Source organism: Blautia sp. 1001283B150304_161114_C9, assembly GCF_015668165.1.
Lineage (GTDB): Bacteria > Bacillota > Clostridia > Lachnospirales > Lachnospiraceae > Blautia_A > Blautia_A wexlerae.
In genome coordinates this window covers 48,004-58,559 of the sequence record NZ_JADPGO010000018.1, presented here as the reverse complement: position 1 = coordinate 58,559, position 10,556 = coordinate 48,004, and the positions used below count along the sequence as shown (strand labels likewise).

Below are 10,556 nucleotides of genomic sequence, written 5' to 3'. Positions count from 1 at the left end.
TGCACAAAATTATCCTGCTAATTTCATAAATGCTTCAAAATCATCACTTGCTTTTGCACATAGGAATAGATACTGATACTTTTCCTGATGAACGGCACTACAGATCCGATGATATCCATCTTGAAAAGACCGATATCCGCCAGTTCCTGTGACACAAATATAATGTGTCAGTGACATCAACAGCCAGTACCTCTGTATTCCCTTTGAGGAGCGTATCTGGTATGTATCCAGGGCCAGATGGTTTTTGCATTGCCTGAAAAATATCTCAATCGGCCATCGACAAACATAACAGGAAAGGATCTCCTGTGTAGATAAGGATACATTTGTGCTAATGAAAGCACGTAGTGCTTTAGGATTACCAAATGCTTTTTCAGGATAGCTTAAAAGAACAACTGCATTTTCTATGCCGCTGAGGTTTCCCTCATACCGGTACACATAATAGTTGCGTTTTTTGACTGTGACGAGGTCAAATCCTTTATGTGTTGTGGATCGTTCAGCAGCCAGTTCACTGAGTTTCTTTTTCATTCCTGATGGATACAGCAGACGGTTTGTTTTCAAAGCACCAATGGTATGGAACCCTTTCTGTACAAAAGTATTGATTATTTTTTCAGAAACATACCAGCAGTCACAAAGGAAATAAGACATTACTGGTGGAACAGGCAGTTCCTTTGCAATATTTTGTACAATATCAATCTTGGAAATTGATTTATTGTACATTACAAAAGCATAGTTCAGGACAATGCCGTTACAGGAAAGCATAACAGCTACTGCCTGATGTCCGTAGTCCTGTTTCCCCTTTAAATGGGATTGGTGAAAGTACGCATCTTCAATCGGATGCAGAGCCTGTGACGAAGGCTTTGTCTTTGAAGCTATCGTATCGTCTACAATGCAGAAAACAGGCTTTCCGGTGCGTGCTGCTTCTGAATAAATAATCTCTATAACAGAACGTTTTAACGTATCTGAAAGTAGAGAATCATCCCATTTCCCTGAATTAAGGAAATGTGCAATCGTAGTTCTGTGACAGGAACTGTTTTTAGCAAAATCCGTGGTTTTTCCATGATATCCTGAAATGAAAATGCTGATCAGGATACTTATAAGGTGGTTTATCACCCGGTTCGAATAAAATTTGCATAAATTTAATTTCTTAAGCTGGTTGTATATGAATGCGGAATGATGTATAGTATTTGCGAGAGACACCTTCTTTCGTAAATGTTGCAAATGTTTGTTTAGGCACTTTCATTATACAACACACGGAATCGAGGTGTCTTTCTTTTATGCAAAATCACGAACTTGCTCATTTATAGTAGTAAAAATATTTTAGCATAAACAAAGAAATGCCACAAGAGAAGGTAGTGCTGCAAAGAGACCCTTATTATGGAATAGATACTGGAATCTGAATATTCAAGACCATAGTAAAAGTGAATAAAAAAACATATAAATATTAGATGTAAATTATTGACGTTAACCAAATGGAATTATATAATAAAAATATAATGAAGTTGGGGAAAAGCCTTAGCGCGGAGTAAAAATAGTTTTTGACTTTTAGCCCCTGATATCATATTATAAAAATAATGCATGTTTCCAGTAATATGGAATTAAAAGGGAAACCGGTGCAAGTCCGGTACGGTCCCGCCACTGTAAAAGGGAGCTTTTTATCATATACGTCACTGCTGAAGAGGCGGGAAGACGATAAAATGCGATGAACTTAAGTCAGGAGACCTGCTTGCATTGGAAAAAAGGTTATTTCTTACGGTGTATAAGAAAGGCTTTATTTTTATACCTAAAATACATTTTAAGAAAAGAATCTTTTTTATTTCAGGAAAGGATGTGAGAAAAGAAAACTTGAACTTTTATACAAATACGATAGAAAGGTAAAAAAGGAATGAAAAAGATAATAAGTTTTATATTGACAATGATTATGCTGCTCACCTGCACCAGTATTTCAGTTATGGCAGCCGATACTCAGAGTGATACAACAAATCAGGACGGAAAAATGACAATAGGAGTGTCCGTATATAATCTGAATGATGCAGAAGTAAGAGCATTTAGAAATTATTTTGAAAATTATGTCGGCATGGCTTTTGATGTCGAGTTTTTATATTCTTCCAGTATAAGTACAGCAGAAGAAGAAATCAGCTTTATCAACGAGCTTCATGAAAGAAATGTAAAGGGAATTATTTCTTTCCTTTCCTCAGATCTTGAAGAAGTTCTTCCGGTATGTGAAGAATATGGTATGTATTATGTACGTGGCTCAGGAACGATCAGTGATGAAATGTATGAGAAAGTAAAGGATAATCCTTATTTTCTGGGAACAATAGGAACATCTGTTGAAACAGAAATGGATGCGGCTGCCAATATGGCGGAGTATTTTGTTTCAGAGGATCAGAATAACCAGAATCATTACATAATAGCATGTGGAGGATCTGCTATCGGTAATGAGATGCATCGTCTGAGAACGATTGGTATTCTGAATAAGCTTCAGGAAGCATATGGCCTGTCATATGAGAAGTCTGTAGAAGAACTGGTGAATACGCAGGATACTGAAGAAATTGAAACAGGCAGTGACATTAAGATTACTCTGGTTCCGGGGTATCCAAAAGATCACCTGGATGAAAAGCTGGCTGATTCGCTGAATACAGGAGAGTATAATGTTATTCTGAGTGTAGTGAGCGCAAGTGATTTTATCAAGATAATTGATGCTTATGAAGAAGAGAACAGTACAGATGTATTGTTGGGTTCCATTGACTGTTTTACAGAAGATACATACGAAATGTTTAATAAAAAGGGATATAACGGCAAGGAAAGAATCGACTATCTTGTAGGAAAATACGGTGCTATCGTTGCACCATCATTTGTTGCCATGAAAAATGCTCTGGAAGGCTTTGCAGAAGATTACCGTGAAGATGGAAGTGCTTTCCGGCTGCAGCAGTCATTCTGGACAGCGGATTCAGTAGATGAGTTTAATAAGCAGTATGCGTTATCTATTGGAATGTATGATAATACATATAGTGTAGAGGACATGATGGAAGTTCTGAAATCCTATACACCGGAAACAAATTTTGAGAAATTCCGGAAATTTACGGAAAAATAGATAGAAAATAAGAGTCTAAAATAATTGACGTATACATGATGGTATGTTATGATAAATGAGTATTCATACGGTCATTTAATGATTTTAGAGATAAGTTCAGACCAGCAGAAGCGTCCTGCTGGTCTGATTAAAAGGGAAACCGGTGTAAATCCGGTACGATCCCGTCACTGTGATAGTTGGTTTTCAGCTGAATGCCACTGGAAGATGTTTTTCTGGGAAGGTGCTGAAAATGGGTAAGCTTAAGTCAGGAGACCTGCTTATTTCTGGTAAAAGAGATTCTTGCGGACGACGAGAAATCCTGATTAAGAGTTACAACTTCATGTGTTGCATATATATGTTTGATTCTTTAATGGTAAGATTTCGTGACGGATGTGGGAGCATCTGTCTTTTTTTTCGTTCAAAATCACAGGAATGGACAGTATGAGAAGGAAGAAAAACAACGAAGAAACAAAAAAAGAAAGGAAGTAAAGGATGAAAAAAACAAAAAGAGAATTACTTGTGTTAGCAGCGGCAACAACAGTTGCATTATTAATGGGAGTTACTGTACAGGCGAAGGGTGATGAGAAGGTTTTAAACTTCGGATGTCAGATGTACACAGATGGATGTGTAAACAGTGCAAATGATGAAAACGGTGGATGGAATGCTATGAGATATGGTATTGCTGAAGCATTATTTAAATTCGATGACAATATGGAAGTTATCCCGTGGCTTGCTGAGAGTTATGAAGTAAATGACGAGCATACAGAATGGACGATCAAGCTGAAAGACGGAATTAAATTCTCTGACGGATGTGATTTAACTCCGACAAAGGTAAAAGAGTATTTTGATCACATGAAAGAGGTAGGACCTTCCGGATCTGCCAAACCGGAGAAATATCTGGAATTTGAAGCAGAAGTTACTGTAGATGATGATGCAAATACTATTAACATCAAAACAAGCAAACCATATGCAAACCTTGTAGGACAGCTCTGCCACCCAACTATGGGAATCACAGATGTAGAACATATTGAAAACTACGATAATGGAATTATTGGAACAGGTCCATACAAGATTGAAGAATTCAATGGTGTAGGTGTTGGTTATACATTAGCTGCAAATGAGTATTATCGTGAAGATGTTCCATACGATAAGATCAATCTGCTGTTCATGGGAGATAACTCCGCAAAAACAATGGCTCTCCAGAGTGGTCAGGTAGACTTGGTTGAGAATATCACAAATGTAGCAGATATTCAGGATTTCCAGGACAGTGATGACTTTACTGTTGATATTGCATCCGGTGTACGCTGCGGATTTGCATGGATGAACTTTGATGGTGTTCTTGGAAACAAAACACTTCGTCAGGCAATCCTGATGGCAATTGATAATGATACAATCTGTAATTCCAGAACAATCGGTGGACTTTATACACCAGGATTCTCCGTACTGCCTTCTACTCTGAACTATGACTATGACAAACTGGAAAATCCATATACCTATGATCCGGAAAAAGCAAAACAGATTCTGGATGATGCAGGAATCGTTGATACAGACGGAGATGGAATCCGTGAACTGGATGGTCAGAATATCAACCTCAGATATATTTCTTATGAAAACCGTCTTCTGAATGACTTTGCAGATGCTCAGGCACAGTATCTTGCAGAAATCGGTATTGGTGTTGTTCCTGAATACGGAAGCTCAGATGATCAGTGGAGTAAACTTGCAGCACTGGATTATGACTTTAATAACAATAACTGGATCACTGTTGGTACCGGAGATCCTCTGGCATATATGGCTAACTGGGCAACTGATACCAGCTACTGCGCATACTCCAACCCGGACTATGACAAGTTATATGAAGAATTAAAAGGTGAAATGGATCCGGAAAAGAGAAAAGATCTGATCTTCCAGATGCAGCAGATTCTGGTAGATGATGCAGCGGTTCTGATTGATGGATACTACAACTCATCTATGATCTACAGTAAGAAAGTTGGTTCTGCACATATCCATACAGCAGATTACTACTGGCTGTCAACAGAAATTACTCCTGCAGAATAAGAAAAGTCTGCGAATTGTGAAGTTACTGAATAGTTACAAACAGAAATAAAAAGAGGTGTCTTTTTTGAGTAAAAAGCAAATAATCAAGCGTTTATTACAGATTGTGATCGTATTGATCGGTATCAGCTTTATTACATTTGCACTGACCTTTATGTCACCAGGTGACCCTGTACGAAACATGTACACGGCAACCGGTGTAATGCCTACTGAAGAAATGGTTCAGGAGACACGCGAGGAACTTGGTCTGAATGATCCGTTTCTGGTGCAGTATACCAGATGGCTTAAGAACTGTCTGAAAGGTGACTTTGGCAAATCATACAGCTTAAATAAACCAGTTACAGAACTTCTTGCAGCCAGATTATGGCCGACTTTGAAACTTACATTAATGGCCATGATCCTTATGCTGGTTATTTCTGTACCTTTAGGTATGTTGTCTGCCATATATAAAGATAAATGGATCGATTATCTCGTCCGGGGAATTACATTCCTCGGATGTGCGATGCCTAACTTCTGGGTTGGACTTCTGTTAATGCTGGCATTCTGTGTTTATATCAATGCATTTCCGGTTATCAGTTCTGCGGGAGACTTTAAGAGTCTGTTTCTTCCGGCTTTGACACTTGCGATTGCAATGTCTTCCAAATATACCAGACAGGTAAGAACAGCGGTGCTGGATGAACTGAGTCAGGATTATGTGATCGGTGCACAGGCAAGAGGAGTAAAGAAATCAAAGATTATCTGGGGCAATGTATTTCCAAATTCATTGCTTCCGCTGATCACAATGTTTGGTCTTTCCATAGGATCACTTCTTGGAGGAACCAGTGTTGTAGAAGTAATCTTCTCTTATCCGGGTCTTGGAAACCTTGCAGTTTCAGCAATCACATCCAGTGATTACAATCTGATCCAGGGATATGTATTATGGCTTGCCCTGATTTATATGGTCATTAACCTGATCGTTGATGCATCTTATGTTTATATTGATCCACGTATGCGTTTAAAGGAGTAGAATCATGAAAAAGAAAAACAGATTTTTAGCAAATAAAACTTTTGTCGTGTTTTCTATTCTTGCAGTCTGTATTATTCTGACAGCAGTATTTGCACCGGTGGTAACCAGAGGGGTTGACCCGTTAAAAGGTTCTCTGGTAGATGCACTGCTTCCGCCATGCAAGGAACATATTTTTGGAACCGACAAAATGGGCAGGGATATTTTTTCAAGAGTTATTTATGGAGCACGTGCATCTCTGTCAGCAACCTTTGGTGTTGTTGCCCTGATCTTTCTGGTGGGAACTGTTACCGGAGTCCTTGCAGGATATTTCGGAGGTGTCATTGATGCTGTTATTATGCGAATTGCAGATATGATGCTTGCTTTCCCAGGACTGGTACTTGCTCTTGCTGTTGCAGGTATTATGGGCGCAAGTATCAAAAATGCGATCATCGCTATTGTAGTAGTAAGCTGGACCAAATATGCGCGTCTGGCACGAAGCCTAGTTATGAAGATCCGTGACAGGGATTATGTATCAGCAGCGATCGTTACCGGTTCCAAAACACCGTATATGCTGTTTCGATATATGCTTCCAAATGCACTTCCTACACTGATCATTACTGCTGCCACAGATATAGGTTCCATGATGCTGGAACTGGCAGCAATGTCCTTCCTGGGATTTGGCGCGAAGCCGCCGGCACCGGAATGGGGTTATATGCTGAATGAAGGAAGAGCGTGTATGCAGTCCGCTCCGTGGCTGATGATCTTCCCGGGTCTTGCTATTTTTGTAGTAGTTGTTGTATTTAATATGCTTGGGGATTCCATCCGTGATATCCTCGATCCAAGAAATGAGTAGGAGGAATAAACATGCTGAAATTAGATAATGTGACAATCTCCTACAAAAATGTTCCAACTGTTCAGAACTTTAATCTGGATATGAAAGAGGGACAGATCGTTTCTCTGGTAGGAGAATCCGGAAGTGGAAAAACCACTGTTATCCGTGCTGTTCTGGGACTTCTTGCAGGTGGCGGTAAGGTCACAGAAGGAAGTATTACGTTTGAAGGAGAAGACCTTTTATCCTATACACCGGAACAGTGGAGAAAACTTCGTGGTTCTGATATTTCCATGATTTTTCAGGACAGTGGTGCAATGATGAATCCGACACGTAAAGTCGGAAAGGTATTTACAGAATATATTCTTACTCATGAGAACATTTCCAAGAAAGAGGCATGGAGTAAGGGAATCGCAATGCTGGAGCGAATGAGACTTCCGTCTCCGGATAATATTATGGAATCTTATCCTTTCCAGTTATCCGGTGGTATGAGACAGCGAGTTGGTATTGCGATGGGAATGACTTATCAGCCGAAGCTTCTTCTTGCAGATGAACCGACTTCTGCACTGGATGTAACAACACAGGCGCAGATCGTACGTCAGATGATGAAGCTCAGAGATGATTACCATACAGGCATTATTGTAGTAACCCATAATCTGGGTGTAGCTGCCTACATGTCAGATTATATTGTTGTAATGAAGAACGGAAGAATGGAAGACCAGGGAACAAGAGAGTATATTCTGAAAGAATCAAAGAACGAATATACCAGAAAACTTCTGGAAGCAGTTCCATCCCGGGGAGGTGAACGATATGTCTGAAAAAAGAGAAGTCATACTGGAAGCGAAACATGTAACCAGAAGATTTGCGGCATCACATGGACGTACTCTGCTGGCGAACAATGACATCAATCTGAAAATGTACAAAGGCGAAACACTGGGTCTTGTAGGAGAATCCGGATGTGGTAAGAGTACATTTATGAGATTTCTGGTTTCTCTTGATACACCTTCAGAGGGTGAGATTCTGTACCGCGGTACAGATATCACGAAATTAAAGGGAGAAGAACTGAGAAATAACCGTCAGAACATTCAGATGGTATTTCAGGACCCGACCTTATCTTTTAATCCGAAAATGAACATTCGTGATATTGTGTGCGAACCTTTGATGAATTTCAAAAAGATTAAGAAATCTGAGAAGGATGCTGTCTGCAGAAAACTTCTTGAGATGGTAGAATTACCGGGAGATTTTGCGGATCGTTATCCTCACAATATGAGTGGTGGACAGCGTCAGCGTGTTGCAATCGCGAGAGCACTGGCACTGGAACCGGAAATCGTTGTTCTGGATGAAGCAACTTCCGCTCTTGATGTTTCTGTTCAGAAAACAGTAATTGAACTGATCACGAAGCTTCAGAGAGAAAAGAACATCACATTTGGTTTTATCTGTCATGATATTGCACTGGTTCAGTTAGTGGCACATCAGGTAGCCGTTATGTATCTTGGAAACCTCGTAGAGGTTCTTCCGGGAAAAGATCTTGATATGAAAGCAATGCATCCATATACAAGAGCACTGATGGGTGCAGTATTTGATATTAATATGGACTTTTCCAAACCAATCGAGAGTATTGAAAGTGAGGCTCCGAGCCCACTGGATCTTCCACAGGGATGCCCGTTTCAGGGAAGATGTGAGCATTGTATGGATATCTGCAAAAAAGAGAATCCAAAACTTGTGGAAGTGGAAGATGGACACAGTGTTGCCTGCCATTTGTTCCAAAAGGGCAGTAAATAATGAAAAAAGATAGTCTGATCTCTGAAAATATAGGAAAAGCATTATTACTTTTTGTACTTCCACTGATTGCGGGAAGTCTGATCCAGCAGTTGTATACAACAGTTGATGCGGTTATCGTCGGACAGTTTACGGGAAAAGTCGGACTTGCTGCAATTGATTCTGTACATACACTTTTTAAGTTTCCGATTAACTTTATGAATGGTCTTGCAACTGGTGCGACGATTATGATCTCCAGATATTTTGGAGCAAAAGATAAAGAAGGACTGCATTGCGCAGTGCGGACAGCTCTTTTGCTTGCCGGTATTCTGGGAATTATCTGTGCAGCAGCCGGTGCTGTTTTTTCTCCATGGCTGCTTGATATCATGTCTGTTCCGGAAGAAGTTCGTGCAGGATCACTAATCTACTGCCGCATTTATTTTGGCGGAATATGGGCAATGATCCTTTATAACATGATGGCAGGAGTCCTGCGAGCGTTTGGAGATTCTAAAAAGCCATTATATGTACTGGTCGTATGCAGTGTGGTTAATATTGTTGTAGACCTCATACTGGTAGGACTTATGCATACTGGTGTTGGAGGAGCGGCAGCAGCTACTGTACTTTCTCAGATTGTAAGTGTTGTACTTACCGCATATTTTCTTGTGAAATCTGATTTCCTGGAAGAAAAGATAGGAATCAGAACTATGAAAATCTGCAAAGAGCATATGGGGATGATGGTAAAAAAAGGTTTCCCGTTAGCTCTTCAATCTATGTTGTTTCCAATTGCCAATTCTATTGTTCAGGCAAGTGTCAACACAATGGGAACTGACAGTATTGCGGCATGGGGAATTTGTGATAAACTGGATTTACTGATCTGGCTGATCGCGGATTCTATGGTACCTGTACTGACGACATATACCGCACAGAATCTCGGTGCCGGTAAGACGAAGAGAGTAAAGAAAGGAGCACTGATCGGTACTGGGTTATCTGTAATCGCAGTAGGAATTATCAGTCTTGTTCTTTACTTCGGTTCAGGACTGATTGGACCGTTGTTTATTGATCAGAAAGACGTTCCGACACTGATCCCGCTGGTTGTAAGATATATGCAGATGATGGCACCTTTTTTTGTATTTTATGCAGTTGCAGAGGCGCTTTCAGGAGCCTGCTGTGGTCTGGGTGAAACGCTGGTACCGATGATTACTACATTACTTACAATTTGCCTGTTTCGAGTAGTATGCATTTTGCTTGTTTTACCGTCATTTAAAACAATGGAATGTATTGTATGGATCTATATTGGATCATGGGTTGTGTCCGGTGTTGCTTTTGCTGTTTTATATCTGGCAAAAGTCAGGAAACTCTACCATAAGAAAATTAAATAAAAAGATTGCAATCATTTTGTAAATGATAGATGACACAGAGGATATGGCAGGAAGAATGATCAGGCGGTATCCTCTGTTTTTATATATTTGCTATTTTTCTAACATTAAGCTATTGACAGAGGACGAAAATCTGTTATAATAAAATAAACAAATGAACAAGTGCTCATATGATAATGTGAAAAAATATTCATGAGCCAGAAAGGAAAAAATACTATGAAAAAGACTTACAAAATTGACGTAGACTGCGCAAACTGTGCAAATAAAATGGAGGAAGCTGCTAAGAATACAGCAGGTGTTAAGGATGCAACTGTAAACTTCATGATGCTGAAAATGATCGTTGAATTTGAAGACGGACAGGATCCGAAAGCAGTTATGAAAGATGTTCTGGCAAACTGCAAGAAAGTAGAAGACGACTGCGAAATCTATCTTTAATTCAGGAACGATTTCTGTTGATAATATATTTACGGGAATTGTCGTAAATTA

Annotated in this window: 9 protein-coding genes and 2 riboswitches; of the genes, 8 read left to right on the top strand and 1 reads right to left on the bottom strand. The window is 39.7% G+C overall.

Translation table 11 applies throughout. The features are described from left to right. Nucleotides 1-9 precede the first annotated feature (9 nt). The gene (locus tag I4V44_RS10665; protein ID WP_243097413.1) at nt 10-1,110 is read right to left on the bottom strand and encodes a transposase; all 1,101 of its coding nucleotides are present in this window, start codon (nt 1,108-1,110) and stop codon (nt 10-12) included. 448 nt (nt 1,111-1,558) lie between these two features. Next, nucleotides 1,559-1,741, top strand: a riboswitch (cobalamin riboswitch). 141 nt (nt 1,742-1,882) lie between these two features. Here I4V44_RS10665 and I4V44_RS10660 point away from each other — a divergent pair. The 8 genes from I4V44_RS10660 (at nt 1,883) to I4V44_RS10625 (ending at nt 10,505) form a co-directional block, all read left to right on the top strand. Continuing rightward, a complete protein-coding gene (locus I4V44_RS10660; protein ID WP_117676950.1) occupies nt 1,883-3,091 on the top strand; it encodes a hypothetical protein in 1,209 nt (402 codons plus the stop codon). A gap of 75 nt (nt 3,092-3,166) precedes the next feature. After that, nucleotides 3,167-3,366, top strand: a riboswitch (cobalamin riboswitch). A gap of 196 nt (nt 3,367-3,562) precedes the next feature. After that, nucleotides 3,563-5,125, top strand: a complete 1,563-nt coding sequence (locus I4V44_RS10655) for an ABC transporter substrate-binding protein (protein ID WP_196002694.1) — start codon at nt 3,563-3,565, stop codon at nt 5,123-5,125. 55 nt (nt 5,126-5,180) lie between these two features. Next, a complete protein-coding gene (gene nikB, locus I4V44_RS10650) occupies nt 5,181-6,128 on the top strand; it encodes a nickel ABC transporter permease (RefSeq protein ID WP_306452298.1) in 948 nt (315 codons plus the stop codon). A 4-nt stretch (nt 6,129-6,132) separates the two neighbouring features. Further along, nucleotides 6,133-6,960: a nickel transporter permease gene (gene nikC, locus I4V44_RS10645; RefSeq protein WP_008707164.1), complete on the top strand. Its 828-nt coding sequence runs from the start codon at nt 6,133-6,135 to the stop codon at nt 6,958-6,960. An 11-nt stretch (nt 6,961-6,971) separates the two neighbouring features. Further along, nucleotides 6,972-7,754, top strand: a complete 783-nt coding sequence (locus I4V44_RS10640; RefSeq protein WP_020993291.1) for an ABC transporter ATP-binding protein — start codon at nt 6,972-6,974, stop codon at nt 7,752-7,754. Beyond that, nucleotides 7,747-8,718, top strand: a complete 972-nt coding sequence (locus tag I4V44_RS10635) for an ABC transporter ATP-binding protein (RefSeq protein WP_020993290.1) — start codon at nt 7,747-7,749, stop codon at nt 8,716-8,718. The genes I4V44_RS10640 and I4V44_RS10635 overlap by 8 nt, the downstream gene beginning before the upstream one ends. Beyond that, complete coding sequence (locus I4V44_RS10630) at nt 8,718-10,073, top strand: MATE family efflux transporter (RefSeq protein WP_008707162.1); 1,356 nt, start codon at nt 8,718-8,720, stop codon at nt 10,071-10,073. Before I4V44_RS10635 ends, I4V44_RS10630 begins: the two co-directional genes overlap by 1 nt. Before the next feature lie 213 nt (nt 10,074-10,286). After that, nucleotides 10,287-10,505, top strand: a complete 219-nt coding sequence (locus tag I4V44_RS10625; protein ID WP_020993289.1) for a cation transporter — start codon at nt 10,287-10,289, stop codon at nt 10,503-10,505. Nucleotides 10,506-10,556 lie beyond the last annotated feature (51 nt).